Raw genomic sequence first — 18,824 nt, forward strand, 5'->3', positions numbered from 1 at the left:
GCTCCTCCCCCACGCTCGAACAACCTCGCGCGGGGGGACCCCCATCGAGGGCGCTCCGGCGCCTTGCGATCGCACGCACCAGACGACGTGCGCTGATCCGGCCGGGGATGTGACACAGGCTCTCAGTCCTCCGTCTTGCCGTCGAAGCTGGCGAAGTACGCCGCGGCCATGTCCTCCTCGCCATGCCCTTGCGCGGCAGCCCGCTCCAGCCGCGCCGCGCCCGCCGCGGCCACGTCGAGCCGGACGCCGTACCGCTCGCCCGCCTCCACGATCAGACGGGCGTCCTTGGCGGCCGTGGCCACTCCGAACTGCGCCGGGGACAGCTGGTCGTTGAGGACGAGCCCGGCCTTCGCCCGCAGGTAGCCCATGTCGAGCGGGCCACCGGCGATGGCGTCGAAGAAGTTCTGCGGATCCACGTCCAGTGCCTTCGACAGCGCCAGGACCTCGCCGGCCGCGTTGGTGGCGGCGATGACCCAGCTGTTGGCCACCAGCTTCAGCCGGGTCGCGCTGCCGGCCGCGCCGTCCTCGCCGGTCCACACCGTGCGCGCGCCGACGGCGTCGAGGACGGGCTCGACGGCTCCCCGGTGCTCGCTGGGACCGGCGGCCAGGACGAGCAGCTGTCCCGCCTCGGCGGGCTGCCGGGTGCCCAGCACCGGCGCGTCGAAGAAGACCAGACCGTGCTCGCGGGCGAAGCCGGCCAGCTCACCGATCGCCTCGATGCCGGCGGTCGTCGACTGCACCCACGCGGCGCCGGAGCGCAGCGCGGGCGCGGCCTCACGCATGGCACCCAGGGCGGCCGGACCGTCGTACAGCATGGTCAGGACGATGTCGGCGCCCTGGACGGCCTGGGCGGGGGTGTCGGTGATTTCAATGCCGTCGGCGGCGAGGGGTTCGGCCTTGGCGCGGGTGCGGTTCCAGGCGCGGACGGTGTGCCCGGCGCGGGCGAGGTTGCGGGCCATCGCGGCCCCCATGATCCCGGTGCCCAGGACGCTCACGGTGGGGGTGTCGGTCATGACGTCGGCTTCCTGTTCTCGTACGTCTTCTCGTACAGCGTCTGATACGGCCGCTCGTACGTCTTCTCGTACAGCCTGCCGCTCCGGGCCTCGACGGTGGACAGCCGGGGGTCGGAACGCGCCCCGCCCTCACCTCTGCTTAAAGTGAACTGGTGAACGGCGACTGGCTCATCCGCGGCCGCGACGGCCGGCTCAGTGTGTATCTGCCCGCGGGCGACGCCGTCCTGTGCCGAGCGGAGTGCGGACCCGGCGGCCCGTGGGACGCGCCCCGTCGCGTGGGCGGCGACCAGAAGCTGCATTCCGTGCTCGCGGTCGGCCAGGGCGCCGACGGCTACGCCCATCTGGTCTCCTGGCGGCCCACCGCCCGCGGCGAGTCCGGCCTCGTCCACTCCACGCACTTCCGGCCCCGGCTCGCCGCCCTGGACTGGAGCCCGATCGGGCACCCCGACAAGAAGGGTGAGCGCACCGGCACGCCCGCCGTCGCGGTCGACGCCCAGGGCCGCGCCCATGTCTTCGTCCGCAACAAGGGCGGCGGCGTGAGCATGCTCGGCCAGAAGGAGAAGGGCGGCTGGGGCCCGTGGCGCGACCTCAAGGGGCGTGACGTACAGGAGGAGTTGGCGGCCGTGACGGGGGAGTCCGGACACGTCGAGCTGTACGCGGCCGTCCCCGGCGGCATCCTGCACTGGCGGCAGGAGAAGCCGGGCGCAGAGCCCGTCCTGGAGGAGGCGATCGAGGCCCCGGTCCGCCCCGGCACCCTGCACGCCCTCGCCACCTCCCCGGAGAGCACCACCCTCTTCTACACCGACACCTCCGGCGACCTGTGCGCCTGGCGGCCCGGCGGCAAACCGGTCACCCTGATCGCCTCCGCCGGGCCCGGCCCGGTCTCCGCCGTCCGCTGCGAACTCGACGGCCACGACTGCACGCTGCTCGCCCAGCGCTCGGAGGGCGGCCGGGTCGCCTTCGCCGCGTACCCCACCGAGCAGGAGTCGGCCGGCGCCTGGTGGACCGAGTCGGGCCCCCAACTCCCCGCGGACGCCGAGGTGTCCCTGGCGGTGGACGAGGACGACCGGGTGGTCGCGGCCACGCTCTCCCCGGCGAGTGGACAGCTGCTCCTGACCCGCCGCAAGGACGAGCCGGGCCTGGCGTTGCGGGCCTGGCGGCCGGTCTGACGCCCGCGCAGCACGCCCCGGTTCCGGGGCGCGTGGCGTATCAGGGACCTGAGACACACGAAGGGCATGGAGGGTTGTATGGGCCGATGCGTGACGAGTGGCACTCAGGAAACTTTAAGAAGCTGTGGTTAAAAGGTGAAAATGCTTGCTAGCCTCCCTGCGTTTGTTCGAATTATCGGGAGACCGATGTAGCACCGGCACCCGGCTGACGCCGGAACGGGGTTGGGACTTGTCGTGAGCAGATCCTCCACGGTGGATCTTGTCGTTGTCGGACTCGGCTACGTGGGGCTGCCACTGGCCCGGTCCGCCGCCGCGGCGGGCCTGAAGGTGGTGGGTCTCGACCGCAGCCGACGCGTGGTCGACGGGCTGAACGCCGGGCGCTCGCACGTGGACGACATCACCGACGCCGAAGTCAGCGCCATGCTCGAGCAGGGCTTCGAGGCCACGGACCGGGCCGAGGCCATCGCGGACTGTGCCGCGGTCGTCGTATGCGTCCCGACCCCGCTCACCGACCACGGCGCCCCCGACCTCGGCGCGGTGCACGCCGCCGTGGACGACATCGCGACCCACCTCAGGGCCGGCACGCTCGTGGTGCTGGAGTCGACGACGTACCCGGGCACCACGGACGAGGTCGTCCGCCCGCGCCTGGAGGCCGGAGGTCTGCGCGTCGGCACCGACTTCCACCTCGCCTTCTCCCCGGAGCGCATCGACCCGGGCAACGCCTCCTTCGGCCTGGAGAACACGCCGAAGGTCGTCGGCGGCATCACCGCCGACTGCACCAAGGCCGCCCGTGCCCTCTACGAGCGTTTCGTGAGCCGCGTCGTGGAGGCCAAGGGCACCCGCGAGGCCGAGATGGCCAAGCTCCTGGAGAACACCTACCGGCACGTCAACATCGCGCTCGTCAACGAGATGTCGATGTTCTGCCGCGAGATCGGCGTCGACCTGTGGGACGCGATCCGCTGCGCCTCCACCAAGCCCTTCGGCTTCGCCCCCTTCTACCCGGGCCCGGGCGTCGGCGGCCACTGCATCCCGATCGACCCCAACTACCTGTCGTACAAGGTCCGTTCGCTGGGCATCCCGTTCCGCTTCGTGGAGCTGGCGCAGGAGATCAACCAGCGCATGCCGGTGCACGTGGTCAACCGCGCGGCCGACATGCTGAACGACCAGGGCAAGGCGGTCCGCGGCTCCCGCGTCCTGCTGCTCGGCGTGACGTACAAGCCGGACATCTCCGACCAGCGCGAGAGCCCGGCGATGGCCGTCGCGGAGAACCTCCTCGCGCGCGGCGCCGACCTCGTCTACTTCGACCCGCGCGTCGAGGACTGGCAGGTCGGCGGCGCGAGCGTGCGGAGCGTCGACGACTACCTCACCGAGGCCGCATCCGCCGACCTCACCATCCTGCTCCAGCCGCACCGCGAGATAGACCTGGACGCGCTCGCCGACCGTGCCCGGGCGCTCTTCGACACCCGGGGCAAGTCCGCCGATCACCCGCGGGTGGTCAAGCTGTGACTTCGGAAGATACGTTCATACCCGGAGCCGTCGACTCCGGTGGCCGTCGAGCACACCGCAAGCGCCGGCACCTGAAGGTCTCGTACTTCGTCTTCCTCGGCCTGGCCGCGCTGATCGCCACCCGGCTCAACGCCGGCTCCCTGCACCTGTACTCGATGGGCGCCATGGGCCTGTTGGCCCTGAAGATGTTCGGCGCCCTCTTCTACCGTCCGGCCAAGGCCGGGCGGGAGGAGCTGGAGTACCTGGAGAACACCTGGGTCACCGCGGTCATCCCGATCTACAACGAGGACCCGGTGATGTTCGAGCAGGGCATGCGCAGCCTCCTCGCGCAGAGCCGCCTGCCCAACGAGATCCACATCATCGACGACGCCAGCGCCAACGACTCCGGCATCAGGGCCGCGAAGAAGATGCGCCGCGAGTTCGAGGCCAAGGGCGTCAAGTACACGGTCAGCGTGCAGCCCGAGAACAAGGGCAAGCGCGAGGCGCTCGCGCTGGGCTTCGAGGCCGCGCCGTACTCGGACATCTTCCTGTGCGTCGACTCGGACACGGTCCTGTCCCGGGACACCGTCCGCGAGCTGCTGCTCCCGCTGGCCGACGAGAAGATCATGGCTTCCACGGGCATGGTCCTCGCGCTCAACCACGACAGCAACATCTTCACGCGCCTCCAAGACCTGCGCTACGGCAACTCCTTCCTCTTCGAGCGGGCCGCGTACTCGCGCCTGAAGTCGGTCCTGTGCTGCTGCGGCGCGCTCTCCGCCTACCGCGGCACGCTGGTGCGCAAGTACCTGCCGGACTTCCTCAACCAGCAGTTCCTGGGCAAGCCGGCCGTCTTCGGCGACGACCGCCGCATGACCAACTACTGCCTGATGGAAGGCCAGGTCGTCTTCCAGGAGACCGCCGTCGGCTACACGGCCGTCCCCGAGAAGCTGCCGCACTTCCTGCGCCAGCAGGTCCGCTGGAACAAGTCCTTCTTCCGCGAGTCCCTGTGGGCCTTCCGGCACCAGAAGAAGTACCGCCCGGCGTTCTGGCTGACCTGCATGGAACTGGCGCTGTGGCTGGTCTTCGGCTCGGCGATGTTCTACTCGATGGTCATCCTGCCGATCATCCACCCGGACCGGTTCGTCAACCACATCGGGGACTACCTGACCTTCATGGTCCTCATGGGGTACCTGCGCAACGTGCGGTACCTCGACTTCCCGCGCCGCGGCATGGGCTTCATCAAGCGGTTCGGCATGTTCCTGCTCGCGCCGATCTACGGCGTGATCCAGCTGACGCTGCTGACCCCGCTGCGCTTCTACGCCCTGTTCACCCTGCACAAGGGCAGTTGGGGCACCCGACAGGGCGGCGTCGAGGTGTCCGTGGCCGGCGACCACGAGGCCGATGTGACGGAGATCTTCGAGGAAGAGGACCCGTACTCCGACAAGAAGGTCACCGAGACGCTCCAGCTGATGCGCCTGGAGGGCGTGGCCCTGCGCACCCGGCCCCGCCCGACAGGCGCCATCCCCACCCAGCCGCAGCCGCTGCCCGGCTACGACGAGCAGCAGCACGTGCATGCTCCCCAGCAGCCCGTGACCTGGGGGACGCCGGCACCGGCCGGACAGCAGCAGTGGGCCGCTGATCCCTACCAACAGGGGTACAACCCTCAGCAGCAGGGCGGCTATGCGGACCCGTCCTGGCAGCAGGGCAACGGCCAGGGGCACGGACAGGGCTGGTAAGCAGCAAGACACAGAAGAGGGGCGGCCGTACGGCCGCCCCTCTTCTCGTCGGCAGGCCTCACGTGTAGTAGGCCATCGCCTCCTCGACCGTCAGCACCTGGATGCCCCGGTCGTCGATCGCCTTCATCAGTGCGGCGAGGCCGGCCTTGCCGATCTCCGTGCTGGTCGCCGGAGCGCCGTCGACGACCTTGTGCAGGCACAGGATGAGCCAGTCACCGCTGTTCGCGCAGCGGTCGAGCCGGCCGCCCGCGCCGGTCACCTTCGACAGCGCCGTACCGCCGATGCCCGTGCCGTCGTTGATGCCGGTCAGCGCCTTGAGGCGGTAAGGCATCGCCGGGGCGAAGGACTCGATCGTCTCGGAGATGATCGAGCGGGCCGTGGTGAAGTGCCGGCTCGCGATCAGGTCCACCGGAACGCCGTCCGACGTCTTCTGGAACGCTCCGTGCGGGTAGGCGAAGTGCTCGCTGGAGAAGCCGTTGCCCACCAGCCACTCGCGCAGCTTGCGGAAGTCGTCGTCCGCCTGCTCCGCGGTGAGCTTGGGATAGCTGGCGGTGTGGGTGGCGTTCGCGTAGGAGTGCCCGGCCATCTCCCAGCCCGAGTAGTCCTGCATCGAGCGCATCTGGCCGACCGTCAGGAAGCTGCCGGTGCCGATCGCGTCGGCGATGTTGTAGACCGTGCCGGAGTAGCCGAACTGGTCCATCACCGGCCGGGCCAGGTCATGGACCGATTTGTGGGAGTCGTCGAACGTGATGGAGACGACGCCCTTGGGGAAGACCGTGGCGGTGTCCGGTATCACCTCGACGGCCTGCAGCCGGTAGGTCACCGGACCGCCCGCGTTGTCGTACACGGCGAACGACATGTCGGTGAAGCCGGTCTTGGTGGACGGCGTGCCGGAGGCGGAGAGGGAGTACGTTCCGGCCGCGCTGGTGACGTCGGCCCACTGCAGGTGGACCGTCACCCACTCCCCGGACTGGACGTAGTTGGCCGCCGTCTTGGAGTGGGCGTGGAACGTCCAGGCGAAGTGGTTCGCGAGGGAGCCGCTGCCCAGGTAGAAGACCAGCTTGGACAGGTTGGTCACGTCGTCGACCCGTAAAACCAGCCTGATCATCTTGTTGGTCAGGTTCAGCGCGGTCATCCCGGTCTTGCGGACGTACGACTGCTTGCCGGTGCCGTTGGTGGTGACGCGGACCGACTGGGTCCCGCGCACGAAGGCGGACGTGTCGTTCGCCTCGGCCGACGCCGTGCCCGTGCCCCCCGGAGTCCAGCCGTGCGAGGCCTGGAACTGCTGGGACCAGGTGGCCCGGCGGTGCTTGGGGCGGCGTCCCGACGGGGCGTAGGCCGGGGGCGTGGTGAGGCCGCCGATGGCCGCCTCGGCCGCCGCAGGGGCGGCCGCGGGCTGGGCCGCCACGCTGCCCAGCCAGGCGCCGCCGCCTGCCAGCGCCACACCTCCCGTGCCGCCCATGAGCAGCGCGGCGCGCCGGCTCAGCGCGCCGTCCCGGCCACGGTGTTGCTTCTTGCTCAACGAGGTTGCTCCTTGCTCAACGAGACGCCTGAACGGTGTCGAAGTAGTTCATGCCGTTGTCGCTGTATTCCTTGACCGCGGTGTCGACTTCCTTGACGGTCAAGACGTCCTTGGCGTTGTAGTACAGCCAGTCCACCTTCATGTCCCACGCACGGTCACCCTTGAACGGCAGATCGACGAACCAGTGGTTGAAGTTGACCGACATGCCCGAGCGCGGGGCGTACTTGCCGCTGCTGGTGAAGAGCTTCTTGCCGTCCATGCGGTAGGTCACCACGTCGTCCTTGACGGTGATCATCATGGTGTGCCAGCCGGCGAGGCTCTTGTTCGTCGTGGTGTAGACGCGGTCGTTCGACTCGTGGTCGTACCAGCTCACCGTGTCGAGCTTGGGGCCGAGCCGGCCCCAACCGCCGTTCGGCAGGTACTCGTTGTCGAGCTCGCTGTACGTCTTGCCGCTGCCGCCGATGGTGTAGAAGGTCTGGTTGACGTGGTCGCCGCCCTCGCCCTCGGTCGGGTCGTCGCTGAAGTGGATCCGGGCGGCGTACGTGCCGCTGCGGAACTCGCGGCTCGCGGTGCCCAGGCTCGCCTGCCGCGTGCCGGACTTGGTGCCGTCGGTGGAGGCGCGCAGGTTGAGCACCTGGCCTTCGGCCAGGGCGTCCTTCTCGCCCGGGAACGTGACCCCGTCGGCCGACCAGGTGTCGTCGATGCCGGGGCCGCCCTTGCTGCTGCGCACCAGCCAGCCGTGCTTGAACAGCGCGGGGTCCTTGGCGCCGGTGTAGTTGAAGTTGTCGAACAGCACCCCGGCCGGGGCGTCCGGCACCGGGGCGGGCGCGGCGGACGCCTTGGCCGACGCCCCCTTCTCACCGCCGCTGTCCGGCTCGTCGCCCCAGGCGAGGACGCCCCGCTTGTAGGCCGTGACCGTCTTCGACGACTTGTAGGTGGTCTTCTCGCCGTCGAAGGAGCGGTCGTTGGACTGGTCCAGCTCCTTGTGGTCGGCGCGGAAGAGCTGGACGTCGATGCCCTTGCTGTTGCCGCCGGGCTTCAGCGTGCCGGCGGCCTGGGTGAACCGGAGCTCCAGGTAGTGGTCGGCGTGCTCGGCGGACTTGTCGAGCTTCGTGACGGTCCCGGAGATGTTCGAGCAGCCGACGGCGGCCTGGACGCAGTTGAAGGCGTACGGCGAGTCCCCGTCCGCGGTGAAGTAGTACCGCAGGGTCACATCGGCGAGTGGCAGCGGCTTCTTCGAGTCGTTGAGCACTTCGATGGACGGCTTGGCCACCTCGGCCGTGTCCGGGGTGTCGGTGCGGTAGCGGACGGTGAGCTCCGGCGGGTCCGGGTTCGCCGCCTTCCACACGGGATACAGCGCCGTGGCGCCGGCGGCGACCACACAGATCAACAGCAGCAGCCTGATCTTGGGCCAGACCCGACGTCGGGGTGGGCGGCGGCGGGTGGTCGCCACGGGAACTCCTTCGCACGACACTGAGCGGCGCGGGTGTCACAACCGTCAGGGCAATGTAAACAAGTGGTCGGATTGTGTGAGGATCCTATCCTTCCCGGCATGGGAAAGGGGGTGGGGCGCATGGATCGTTACCATGCGCCCCACCCCCCTCAGAGGTGACCAGAGGCGACCAGGGATGACGCGTTACGCCGGGACGCTCGCCACGCCCGGAGCCAGGAACTTCTTGCCGTTCACGCGCTCGGAGACACCCTCGCGGTCCAGGTACGGCGTGATGCCGCCCAGGTGGAAGGGCCAGCCCGCACCGGTGATCAGGCAGAGGTCGATGTCCTGGGCCTCGGCGACGACGCCCTCGTCGAGCATCAGGCCGATCTCCTGCGCCACCGCGTCCAACACCCGCGCCCGCACCTGCTCCTCGGTCAGCACGGTGTCGCCCTGCTTCAGCAGCGCGGCGACCTCCGGGTCCAGCTCCGGCTTGCCGCTGTCGTAGACGTAGAAACCGCGCTTGCCCGCCTCGACGACCGCCTTGAGGTTGGGGGAGACCGTGAAGCGGTCCGGGAACGCCTTGTTGAGCGTCTCGGACACGTGCAGCCCGATCGCCGGGCCGACCAGCTCCAGCAGCACCAGCGGCGACATCGGCAGACCCAGCGGTTCGACGGCGCGCTCGGCGACGTCGACCGGGGTGCCCTCGTCGATGACGTTCTGGATCTCGCCCATGAAGCGGGTCAGGATGCGGTTCACGACGAACGCCGGGGCGTCCTTGACCAGCACCGCCGTCTTCTTCAGCTTCTTGGCGACGGCGAACGCCGTGGCCAGCGAGGCCTCGTCGGTCGTCTCGCCGCGGACGATCTCCAGCAGCGGCAGCACGGCGACCGGGTTGAAGAAGTGGAAGCCGACGACCCGCTCGGGGTTCTTCAGCTTCGACGCCATCTCCGTGACCGACAGCGAGGAGGTGTTGGTGGCGAGGACCGCGTGCGCCGGAGCGACCGCCTCGACCTCCGCGAACACCTTCTGCTTGACGCCCATCTCCTCGAACACGGCCTCGATGATGAAGTCCGCGTCCGCGAAGCCCTCGGCCTTGTCCAGCACACCGGTGACCAGCGCCTTGAGGCGGTTGGCCCTGTCCTGGTTGATACGGCCCTTGCCGAGCAGCTTGTCGATCTCCGCGTGGACGTAGCCCACACCCTTGTCGACGCGCTCCTGGTCGATGTCGGTCAGCACGACCGGCACCTCCAGGCGGCGCAGGAAGAGCAGCGCGAGCTGCGAGGCCATCAGGCCCGCACCGACGACGCCCACCTTGGTGACCGGACGCGCGAGGTTCTTGTCGGGTGCGCCGGCCGGCCGCTTGCCGCGCTTCTGCACCAGGTTGAACGCGTAGATACCGGCACGCAGTTCGCCACCCATGATCAGGTCGGCGAGCGCCTTGTCCTCGGCGTCGTAGCCCTGCTGAAGGTCGCCGTTCTTGGCGGCGGCGATGATGTCGAGGGCGCGGTAGGCGGCCGGAGCGGCCCCGTGCACCTTGCTGTCCGCGATGAACCGGCCCTTGGCGACGGCCTGGTCCCAGGCCTCGCCGCGGTCGATCACCGGGCGCTCGACCTCGATGTCGCCCTTCAGCACCTGAGCCGTCCAGATCAGCGACTGCTCCAGGAAGTCCGCGCCCTCGAAGAGGGCGTCGGCGATGCCGAGGTCGAAGACCTGCCGGCCCTTGAGCTGCTTGTTCTGGTTGAGGGAGTTCTCGATGATGACCGAGACGGCCTTGTCGGCGCCGATCAGGTTCGGCAGCAGCGCGCATCCGCCCCAGCCGGGCACCAGGCCGAGGAACACCTCGGGGAGGGAGAAGGCCGCGATGGCCTTCGAGACGGTCCGGTACTGGCAGTGCAGGCCGACCTCGACGCCGCCGCCCATGGCCGCGCCGTTGTAGTACGCGAAGGTCGGGACGGCGAGGGCCGCCAGGCGCTTGAAGACCTCGTGGCCGCCCTTGCCGATGGCGAGCGCGTCCTCGTGCCTCTTCAGCAGTTCGACGCCCTTGAGGTCGGCGCCGACCGCGAAGATGAACGGCTTGCCGGTGATGCCGACACCGACGATCTCCCCGGCCGCGGCCTCCTTCTCGACCTGGTCGAGGGCGGTGTTGAGGTTCGCCAGCGAGGCCGGGCCGAAGGTGGTCGGCTTGGTGTGGTCCAGGCCGTTGTCCAGCGTGATCAGGGCGAAACGACCAGCATTGAACGGCAGATCCAGGTGGCGTACGTGCGCACTCGTGACGACCTCGTCCGGGAAGAGGTCGGACGCACCCTTCAACAGCTCAGCGGTGGTGCTCACTTGTCCCCCTCGAAGTGCGGGTTCTCCCAGATGACGGTGGCGCCCATGCCGAAGCCGACGCACATCGTGGTCAGGCCGTAGCGGACGTTCGGCTGCTCCTCGAACTGGCGGGCCAGCTGCGTCATCAGGCGGACGCCGGAGGAGGCCAGCGGGTGACCGTAGGCGATGGCGCCGCCGTACTGGTTGACGCGCTCGTCGTCGTCGGCGATGCCGTAGTGGTCGAGGAAGGCCAGGACCTGGACGGCGAAGGCCTCGTTGATCTCGAAGAGGTTGATGTCCTCGATCGACAGGCCGGCCTTGGCGAGGGCCTTCTCGGTCGCCGGGATCGGGCCGTAGCCCATGACCTCGGGCTCGACGCCCGCGAAGGCGTAGGAGACCAGGCGCATCTTCACCGGCAGGTCGTTCTCGCGGGCGAAGTCCTCGGAGGCGATGATCGAGGCGGTGGCGCCGTCGTTCAGACCGGCCGCGTTACCGGCGGTGACCCGGCCGTGCACACGGAACGGGGTCTTGAGACCGGCCAGGTTCTCCAGGGTGGTGCCCGGGCGCATCGGCTCGTCGGCGGTGACCAGGCCCCAGCCCGTCTCGCCGGCTTCCGCGTTGGTGCGACGTACGGAGATCGGCACCAGGTCCGCCTGGATCTTGCCGTTGGCGTACGCCTTGGCGGCCTTCTCCTGCGAGCGCACCGCGTACTCGTCGGCGCGCTGCTTGGTGATGTGCGGGTAGCGGTCGTGCAGGTTCTCGGCGGTCATGCCCATGAACAGGGCGGACTCGTCGACCAGCTTCTCGCTGACGAACCGCGGGTTCGGGTCCACGCCCTCGCCCATGGGGTGGCGGCCCATGTGCTCGACACCGCCGGCGATGACGGCGTCGTAGGCGCCGAAGGCGATGGAGCCGGCCGTGGTGGTCACGGCGGTCAGGGCGCCCGCGCACATGCGGTCGATGGAGTAGCCGGGCACCGACTGCGGGAGACCGGCGAGGATGCCGGCCGTGCGGCCGAGGGTGAGGCCCTGGTCACCGATCTGCGTGGTCGCGGCGATGGCGACCTCGTCGATCTTCTTCGGGTCGAGACCGGGGTTGCGGCGCAGCAGCTCCCGGATCGCCTTCACGACAAGGTCGTCGGCGCGGGTCTCGTGGTAGATGCCCTTCGGGCCCGCCTTGCCGAACGGGGTGCGGACGCCGTCGACGAAGACGACGTCCCTGACGGTACGAGGCACGATGGCTCTCCTCCAGGTGCGGGATCTGCACTGCTGCGATGCGCTGAGCGCGCGCTCAGAACCCATGCTACTTGTGGGTAACGTAGCTGCACAGTCCCCTCGGCCGGAGCGGTGAAGGTCACACTTGAGGTCACCCCTTCGGAGGAGCCGTCGAGCCCCGCGGAGTCAGTACGGGAGTCGGCACCGGATGCGACCCCGGACCCTCTCCGGTGATCACCCCGAACAGCGTCCGGGCCGCGTCGGCGCCGAATCCGTGCACGTCATGGCTCATCGCGGAGAGCGTCGGGTGCGTGAGCCGGCACAGCTGGGAGTCGTCCCAGGCCAGCAGGGAGACGTCGTCCGGCACGCTCAGGCCCATCTCGGCGGCCACCGACAGTCCGGCCACGGCCATGATGTCGTTGTCGTAGACGATCGCCGTCGGCCGGTCCGGCGGCCCGGCCGTGAGCAGCGACCGCGTCGCCCGCGCACCCGCCTCCCCGGAGTAGTCGGTGGCCACCTGCCAGGCCCCGGCCAGCTCCAGCGCGCGGGCGGCCCCGTCGAAGGCGGCGGTCCGCGCGGCGGTGTGCCCGAGGGCCGCAGCGCCCCCGACCCGGGCGATCCGCCGGTGCCCGAGCGCGGCGAGGTAGCGCACCGCCTCCGTCACCGCGGTGGCGTCCTCGGTCCACACGGAGGTGAGACCGCCGGTCAGCGACGGATGCCCGACGGCCACCACGGGCATCCCGAGCCGCTCGACCGCCGCCACCCGGGGGTCGTCCGCGCGGAAGTCGACGAGGATCGACCCGCCGATCTGCCGCCCCCGCCACCAGGACTCCTGGAGCCCGACCTCTTCCTCCATATTCCGTACGAGCCGCAGCAGCAGCGAGCAGGACCGCTCGGTCAGGACGCTCTCCACGCCCGAGATGAACTCCATGTAGAACGGTTCGAGCCCGAGCAGCCGGGCGGGCCGGCAGATCGCCAGCCCCACCACGTCCACCCGCGAGCCGGCCAGCGTCCGGGCGGTCAGGCTCGGCGCCCAGCCCAGCTCCTGCGCGGCCCGGAAGATCCGGTCCCGGGTCGCCTCCGACAGCCCCGGCTTGTGGTTGAAGGCGAGGGACACGGCCCCCTTGGACACGCCGGCGCGCGCGGCGACGTCCTTGATGGTGACGCGAGGACCTGAGAGTCCTGTCATCGGTGGGGCTCCATGCAGTACAGGGCTGATCGTGCCGTCTCGGCATCCGGAGTCTGCCAGCCGCGCACGCCGATGGTGACCCGTTCGCCGGGCAGCAGCGTGACCAGCCCCCGGTCGGCCCGCGCCGCCGGATCCAGCCGGTCGGCCTGCACCAGCAGATCCCGTACGAGGGTGTGGGCCGTCACCTCGATCCCGCCCGGCACGAGCGCGACCTCGAACTCCGGCCGGGGATACGGGATCTCGCGGTCGGGCGCCGGGAAGTGCAGGGCGCGCAGCCCTCCCCCACTCTCGACTTCGCTCGAGCGGGGGGACCCCCATGTGTCCGCGACCAGGAACTCCTTCGGCCCGACGGGCTCCAGCTCCCGGGGGACGTCGACATGGGCCACCGCCCGCCCCTCGGCGACCAGCTTCACCCTCGACTGATCGATCACCCCGCCCTCCACGGACATCCGCCGCAACGTCAGCGTGCCGGTCCACGGTTCCGCCGTTTGGTTGACGGCCGTCAACACCAGTCGGTGCTCCCGCACTTGAAGCGTGAGCAGCCGGTCCGCGTACAGCCGCCGCAGCTCGTGGTAGAGCGGCTTCTCCCGCCCGTCCCCGTCGATCGCCGCCCAGGAGGTCACCGGCCAGCAGTCGTTGAGCTGCCAGACCACCGTGCCCGCGCACACCGGCCAGTGCGACCGCCAGTGCTCGATCCCTGCGGCGACCGCGCGGGCCTGGTTGACCTGGGTGAGGTAGTGCCAGCGGTCGAAGTCCCCCTCGGGGAAGGCGAAATGCCTCTCCAGCCCGCGCCGCAGCTTGCCGTTGCCGTCGTCCGCCTTCTGGTGGTGCAACATCCCGGTGGAGTCGGGAGCGAGCTCCTCCCCGGGCAGCGCGCGCCGCAGCGTGGCATACGCGGGTGGTGCCTGCCAGCCGAACTCGGCGACGAAACGCGGCACTTCGAGCCGGTAGTCGGCGTAGTCCTCCCGGTTCCACACCTCCCACGAGTGGTGCGTGCCGTGCGCCGGATCGTTCGGATGCCGGTCCCAGGACCCCGACCACGGGCTACCCGCCGTATACGGCCGTGTCGGATCCAACTCGGCCACCACCCGCGGCAGTACGCCCAGGTAGTACCCCTCGCCCCAGGAGTCCCCGGCGAGACGCGGCTCCCATCCCCAGTCCCGGAACCCCCACAGGTTCTCGTTGTTGCCGTTCCACAGCACCAGCGAGGGATGCGGCATCAGCCGTACGACGTTCTCGCGCGCCTCCGCCTCCACCTCGCCCCGCAGCGGCTGCTCCTCGGGGTAGGCCGCGCAGGCGAAGGGGAAGTCCTGCCACACCAGCAGCCCGAGTTCGTCGCAGGCGTCGTAGAAGTCCTCGCTCTCGTAGATCCCGCCGCCCCAGATCCGCACCAGGTCCACACCGGCGTCCGCCGCCTGCCGCAGCCGCTCGCGGTACCGGTCCCGGGTGATCCGGGACGGGAACACGTCGTCCGGGATCCAGTTCACGCCCCGCGCGAAGAGCCGCTCACCGTTGACGACGAAGGTGAACCCGGTGCCGTGCGCGTCGGGCCGCCGGTCCAGTTCGACGGTCCGGAAGCCGATCCGGCGCCGCCACGCGTCCAACGCCCGGTCGCCGTGCAGAAGCATCAATTCGACCTCGTACAGCGGCTGTTCACCGTACCCGCGCGGCCACCACAGCCGCGCGTCCGGCACCTCGAGGCGTACGGTCCCGGCCGCCCCGTCGATCTCCGCCCGGGCCCGCACCCCACCGACCGTCGCCTCCACCGCGAGCGGCGCCTCGACCCTGGTCCGCTCGACCTCGACGGCCAACTCGACCCGCCCCAGGCCGCCTTCGACGGTCACCAGCGGCCGTACGCGCGCGATCCGCGCCGTCGACCACCGCTCCAGCCGCACCGGCCGCCAGATCCCGGCCGTCACCAGCGTCGGCCCCCAGTCCCAGCCGAAGGAGCAGGCCATCTTGCGGATGTACTGGTAGGGCTCGGCGTACGCGGCGGGCCGCTCGCCCACCCGCCCCCGTACGGCCTCGGCCTCGGCGTAGGCGGAGACGAACCGCACCGCGAGCCGCCCGCTGAGCCCGGTCACGTCGAAGCGGTACGAGCGGTGCATGTTCCTCGTCCGGCCGAGGACCTGTCCGTCGAGCAGGATCTCGGCCGCGGTGTCGAGACCGTCGAAGACGAGGTCGGTCTGCTCGTGCCCGTCCGTCGCCGCGAGCTCCGTCTCGTACGTCCACTCCCGCCGCCCCACCCACGCGACCTCGGTCTCGCCCAGGCCGAGAAACGGATCCGGGATCACTCCGGCCGCCAGCAGATCGGTGTGCACGCAGCCCGGCACGACAGCCGGAAGCTCAGCCTCCTCGTGCCGCAGGATCCATCCCTCGGTGAGCGGTGTGGCCTGAAGCATGCGCACTCCCTAAACCGATCAAGCCCAGTACCCGGAAATATTTCGGCATCGTTGGCGAGATAGGGACTTTACCGGTTTAGAAAACGTTGTCAGAGTTCGGAACCAGCCAACCCGGCCAACCCGCAAGTGCTCGTCCGTCCCACGAACGGAGCTGACGCACATGAACCGCCGCCGCACAGTCCTCGCCCTGGCCACCGGAGCCCTGATGCTCTCGGCGTGCACCGGCACCGGAGGCACCTCGAAGGGCGCCGACGCCAAGGCAGCTGACGATCCGTCGAAGGTCAGCGGAACCATCAAGGTCCTCACCCAGCGAACCGACCTCGTCGCCGACGGCACGATGAAGAAGTACGCCGCCGAGTTCAACAAGACGTATCCGAAGGTCAAGGTCGAGTTCGAGGCCCTCACGAACTACGAGACCGAAGTCAAGATCCGAATGAACACGGAGAACTACGGCGATGTGCTGCTGATCCCCGCGGTCATCAAGAAGGACGACTACCCGAGATTCTTCGCCTCGCTGGGCACCGAGGCGGAGCGGAGTAAGAAGTACCTGTTCACCGACTACACAACGGTCGACGGCAAGGTCTACGGCCAGAGCCCGATCGGCGTGATCCCCGGATTCCTCTACAACAAGAAGGTCTGGGAGGAGGCCGGGGTCACCCAGTGGCCCACGACCCCGGCCGAGTTCATCACCGCGCTCAAGGCGATCAAGTCCAAGACCGACGCGGTCCCGTACTACACCAACTTCGCCGCCCAGTGGCCCCTGTCCCAGTGGACGTCCGTCAACGGCTCGGTGAGCTGCGACACCCAGGCCACCGCCAAGCTCGCCGAGGGCGACCCGTGGGCCGAGGGCGCGGACCTGCGCGTCGGCGACCAGCTCCTCCACGACATCGTGCACGAGAAGCTGATCGAGAAGGACCCCACCACCACCAACTGGGAGGAGTCCAAGCCCCGGCTGGCGAAGGGTGAGCTGGCCACGCAGTGGCTCGGCACCTGGGCGATCATCCAGTTCCAGGACGCCGCCCGGAAGGCCGGCGTCAACCCCGGCGACATCGGCTTCATGCCGTTCCCGGCCCAGAAGGACGGAAAGTTCTGCGCGGTCGTCGGGCCCGACTACAACCAGGCCGTCAACGTCCACTCCAAGAACAAGCCGGCGGCCCGCGCCTGGATCGACTGGTTCACCGAGAAGTCCGGCTACGACAAGGACAACCTGGCCATCTCGCCGCTCAAGGGCGCACCCCTGCCCGAGGTGCTGAAGCCGTACGAGGACAAGGGCGTGAAGCTCCTCGAGATCGACGACGCCCAGGGAGCCCGGGTCAAGCAGATCGACAACCAGTCGGAGATCGGCATCTACGCCCCCGAGTACCGCCAGAACCTCGTCGACCTCGCGCGCGGCGCGAAGAAGGGCGACCTGGACGACTTCTTCGCCGACCTCAGCAAGCGCTGGACCGAGACGCAAGCGACCCTGGGGTCCTGATGACGGACACCACCGAGAAGGCGGCTGTGAAGGCCGCCGCGGGGGCGGCACTCGCCGCCCCCGCCCCGGCCCCCGCGCCCCGCAGGGCGCGCGTCTGGCGCGGAGTCACCCCCTGGCTCTTCCTGATCGCTCCGCTCGCCCTGCTGATCACCTTCACGTACGCGCCGATCGCCAACATGATCGCGTACAGCTTCACCGACTGGGACGGCGTCAGCCCCGAACTGCGCTACACGGGCGCCGAGAACTACACGGAGATCTTCACCAGGGAAGACCTCTTCCGGGTCTTCTTCGTCAGCGGCTACTACCTCGCCGCCTCCGCCGTCCAGATCGTCGCCGCGCTCTACTTCGCGACGATCCTGAGCTTCAACGTCCGCTTCCGGAACTTCTTCAAGGGCGTGCTCTTCTTCCCGTACCTGATCAACGGGGTCGCCATCGGCTTCGTCTTCCTCTACTTCTTCCAGGACGGCGGCACCCTCGACTCGGTACTGAGCCTGTTCGGCTACCACACCGACCACGCCTGGCTCGGCACCCCGGTCTCCGCCAACACGTCCCTCGCCGGCGTCTCGATCTGGCGCTACATGGGCCTGAACTTCGTGCTCTTCCTGGGCGCGATCCAGTCCATCCCGGGGGAGCTGTACGAGGCGGCCGAACTGGACGGCGCGAACCGCTGGCACCAGTTCCGCTACATCATCGCGCCCGGCATCAAGCCGGTCCTCACCCTGACGGTGATCCTCTCCATCTCCGGCTCGCTGTCGGTCTTCGAGGTCCCGTACATCATGACCGGCGGGGCGACCGGCACCGAGACCTTCGTGATCCAGACGCTGAACCTGGCCTTCCGGTTCAACAAGACGGGGCTCGCCTCGGCGGCCGCGGTCGTGCTGCTGCTGATCATCCTGGTGGTGACCTGGGTGCAGCGACGCCTCGTCCCCGACGACAAGGTGGACCTCACATGACGCGCCGCGCGGTGGCCCGAACGCTCGTGTACCTGTCGCTGATCGCCGCGACGCTGGTCGTCCTGCTCCCGCTCGGCGTGGTCTTCCTGACCTCCCTCAAGTCCTCGAAGGAGCTGGCGAACGGCAGCGGCGCGCTGTCGCTCCCCGACGACCTGCTCAACTTCCACAACTACGTGACGGCGTTCCAGGACGGCCGGATGCTCTCGGCGTTCGGCAACACGGCCCTCATCCTGCTGGTCGCCATCGGCGGCACGGTCCTCATCGGCTCGATGACCGCCTACGCCATCGACCGCTTCACCTTCCGCTTCAAGAAGACGGTGGTCGCGCTCTTCCTGGTCGCCGCACTCGTCCCCGGCGTCACCACCCAGGTGGCGACCTTCCAGATCGTCAACAGCTTCGGCATGTTCGACTCACTCTGGGCGCCGATCGCCCTCTACATGGGCACGGACATCGTCTCGATCTACATCTTCCTGCAGTTCGTCCGGTCCATCCCGATCTCCCTGGACGAGTCCGCCCGCCTGGACGGCGCCAACGCCTTCACGATCTACCGGAAGATCATCTTCCCGCTCCTCAAACCGGCGATCGCGACGGTCGTCATCGTGAAGGGGATCACCGTCTACAACGACTTCTACATCCCGTTCCTCTACATGCCCTCAGAGGATCTTGGCGTGATCTCGACGTCCCTGTTCCGCTTCCGGGGTCCGTACGGCGCGCACTGGGAGATCATCTCGGCGGGAGCGGTCCTGGTGATCCTGCCTACGCTGATCGTGTTCCTGAGCCTGCAGAGGTTCATCTACAACGGTTTCATGCGAGGTGCGACCAGGTGAGGTGCTTGTAGGGGCGCGGGGCTGTATCGATTCGCGGCTCCGCCGCGTGGGCGCGAGCAACCCAAGACGCCCCGCAGCCGCCGTACGACAAGACC

13 protein-coding genes are annotated in these 18,824 nt (G+C 69.2%); 6 read left to right on the forward strand and 7 right to left on the reverse strand.

Annotated elements, in window-relative coordinates:
- Positions 1 to 122 precede the first annotated feature (122 nt).
- The gene (locus Q4V64_RS39800; protein ID WP_124438565.1) at positions 123 to 1,013 is read right to left on the reverse strand and encodes an NAD(P)-dependent oxidoreductase; all 891 of its coding nucleotides are present in this window, start codon (positions 1,011 to 1,013) and stop codon (positions 123 to 125) included.
- A gap of 152 nt (positions 1,014 to 1,165) precedes the next feature.
- Between Q4V64_RS39800 and Q4V64_RS39805 the strand changes: the two genes are divergently transcribed.
- The 3 genes from Q4V64_RS39805 (at position 1,166) to Q4V64_RS39815 (ending at position 5,403) form a co-directional block, all read left to right on the forward strand.
- Positions 1,166 to 2,182, forward strand: coding sequence for a hypothetical protein (locus tag Q4V64_RS39805; RefSeq protein ID WP_124438564.1), 1,017 nt, complete (start codon positions 1,166 to 1,168; stop codon positions 2,180 to 2,182).
- 234 nt (positions 2,183 to 2,416) lie between these two features.
- A complete protein-coding gene (locus tag Q4V64_RS39810) occupies positions 2,417 to 3,688 on the forward strand; it encodes a nucleotide sugar dehydrogenase (RefSeq protein WP_124438563.1) in 1,272 nt (423 codons plus the stop codon).
- Positions 3,685 to 5,403 (forward strand): glycosyltransferase, encoded by a 1,719-nt coding sequence (locus tag Q4V64_RS39815; RefSeq protein WP_124438562.1) that lies wholly within the window; start codon positions 3,685 to 3,687, stop codon positions 5,401 to 5,403. Before Q4V64_RS39810 ends, Q4V64_RS39815 begins: the two co-directional genes overlap by 4 nt.
- Positions 5,404 to 5,461: 58 nt before the next feature.
- On the opposite strand, the gene Q4V64_RS39820 is transcribed toward Q4V64_RS39815, so the two are convergent.
- The 6 genes from Q4V64_RS39820 to Q4V64_RS39845 form a co-directional block, all read right to left on the reverse strand.
- Entirely contained in the window at positions 5,462 to 6,925 is a 1,464-nt protein-coding gene (locus Q4V64_RS39820) for a polysaccharide deacetylase family protein (protein WP_253266826.1), read from the reverse strand.
- Between the two features lie 16 nt (positions 6,926 to 6,941).
- On the reverse strand, positions 6,942 to 8,378 hold the full coding sequence (locus Q4V64_RS39825; RefSeq protein WP_124438561.1) for a cellulose binding domain-containing protein: 1,437 nt from the start codon (positions 8,376 to 8,378) through the stop codon (positions 6,942 to 6,944).
- A 183-nt stretch (positions 8,379 to 8,561) separates the two neighbouring features.
- On the reverse strand, positions 8,562 to 10,691 hold the full coding sequence (locus tag Q4V64_RS39830; protein ID WP_124438560.1) for a 3-hydroxyacyl-CoA dehydrogenase NAD-binding domain-containing protein: 2,130 nt from the start codon (positions 10,689 to 10,691) through the stop codon (positions 8,562 to 8,564).
- Positions 10,688 to 11,905 carry an acetyl-CoA C-acyltransferase gene (locus tag Q4V64_RS39835; RefSeq protein WP_124438559.1) on the reverse strand — a complete coding sequence of 406 codons (1,218 nt, stop codon included), beginning with the start codon at positions 11,903 to 11,905 and terminating at the stop codon, positions 10,688 to 10,690. Before Q4V64_RS39835 ends, Q4V64_RS39830 begins: the two co-directional genes overlap by 4 nt.
- Before the next feature lie 130 nt (positions 11,906 to 12,035).
- Entirely contained in the window at positions 12,036 to 13,073 is a 1,038-nt protein-coding gene (locus tag Q4V64_RS39840; RefSeq protein ID WP_124438558.1) for a LacI family DNA-binding transcriptional regulator, read from the reverse strand.
- Positions 13,070 to 15,475: a glycoside hydrolase family 2 protein gene (locus tag Q4V64_RS39845; RefSeq protein ID WP_124438557.1), complete on the reverse strand. Its 2,406-nt coding sequence runs from the start codon at positions 15,473 to 15,475 to the stop codon at positions 13,070 to 13,072. Before Q4V64_RS39845 ends, Q4V64_RS39840 begins: the two co-directional genes overlap by 4 nt.
- Positions 15,476 to 15,635: 160 nt before the next feature.
- Between Q4V64_RS39845 and Q4V64_RS39850 the strand changes: the two genes are divergently transcribed.
- From Q4V64_RS39850 to Q4V64_RS39860, 3 genes are read left to right on the forward strand one after another with little or no spacing between them, the layout of a single operon-like run.
- Entirely contained in the window at positions 15,636 to 16,949 is a 1,314-nt protein-coding gene (locus Q4V64_RS39850; protein ID WP_124438556.1) for an ABC transporter substrate-binding protein, read from the forward strand.
- A complete protein-coding gene (locus Q4V64_RS39855; protein ID WP_124438555.1) occupies positions 16,949 to 17,902 on the forward strand; it encodes a sugar ABC transporter permease in 954 nt (317 codons plus the stop codon). Before Q4V64_RS39850 ends, Q4V64_RS39855 begins: the two co-directional genes overlap by 1 nt.
- Positions 17,899 to 18,729 carry a carbohydrate ABC transporter permease gene (locus Q4V64_RS39860; RefSeq protein WP_124438554.1) on the forward strand — a complete coding sequence of 277 codons (831 nt, stop codon included), beginning with the start codon at positions 17,899 to 17,901 and terminating at the stop codon, positions 18,727 to 18,729. Before Q4V64_RS39855 ends, Q4V64_RS39860 begins: the two co-directional genes overlap by 4 nt.
- Positions 18,730 to 18,824 lie beyond the last annotated feature (95 nt).

Origin of the sequence: Streptomyces sp. NL15-2K, from assembly GCF_030551255.1 — a bacterium.
In the GTDB taxonomy this organism is placed as follows: Bacteria; Actinomycetota; Actinomycetes; order Streptomycetales; family Streptomycetaceae; genus Streptomyces.

What these genes read in the sequence shown, in the direction of transcription:
- Q4V64_RS39850 (WP_124438556.1), top strand. Translation starts at nt 15,636, where the DNA reads ATGAACCGCCGCCGCACAGTCCTCGCCCTGGCCACCGGAGCCCTGATG.
- Q4V64_RS39845 (WP_124438557.1), bottom strand. Translation starts at nt 15,475, where the DNA reads ATGCTTCAGGCCACACCGCTCACCGAGGGATGGATCCTGCGGCACGAG.
- Q4V64_RS39840 (WP_124438558.1), bottom strand. Translation starts at nt 13,073, where the DNA reads ATGACAGGACTCTCAGGTCCTCGCGTCACCATCAAGGACGTCGCCGCG.
- Q4V64_RS39855 (WP_124438555.1), top strand. Translation starts at nt 16,949, where the DNA reads ATGACGGACACCACCGAGAAGGCGGCTGTGAAGGCCGCCGCGGGGGCG.
- Q4V64_RS39800 (WP_124438565.1), bottom strand. Translation starts at nt 1,013, where the DNA reads ATGACCGACACCCCCACCGTGAGCGTCCTGGGCACCGGGATCATGGGG.
- Q4V64_RS39860 (WP_124438554.1), top strand. Translation starts at nt 17,899, where the DNA reads ATGACGCGCCGCGCGGTGGCCCGAACGCTCGTGTACCTGTCGCTGATC.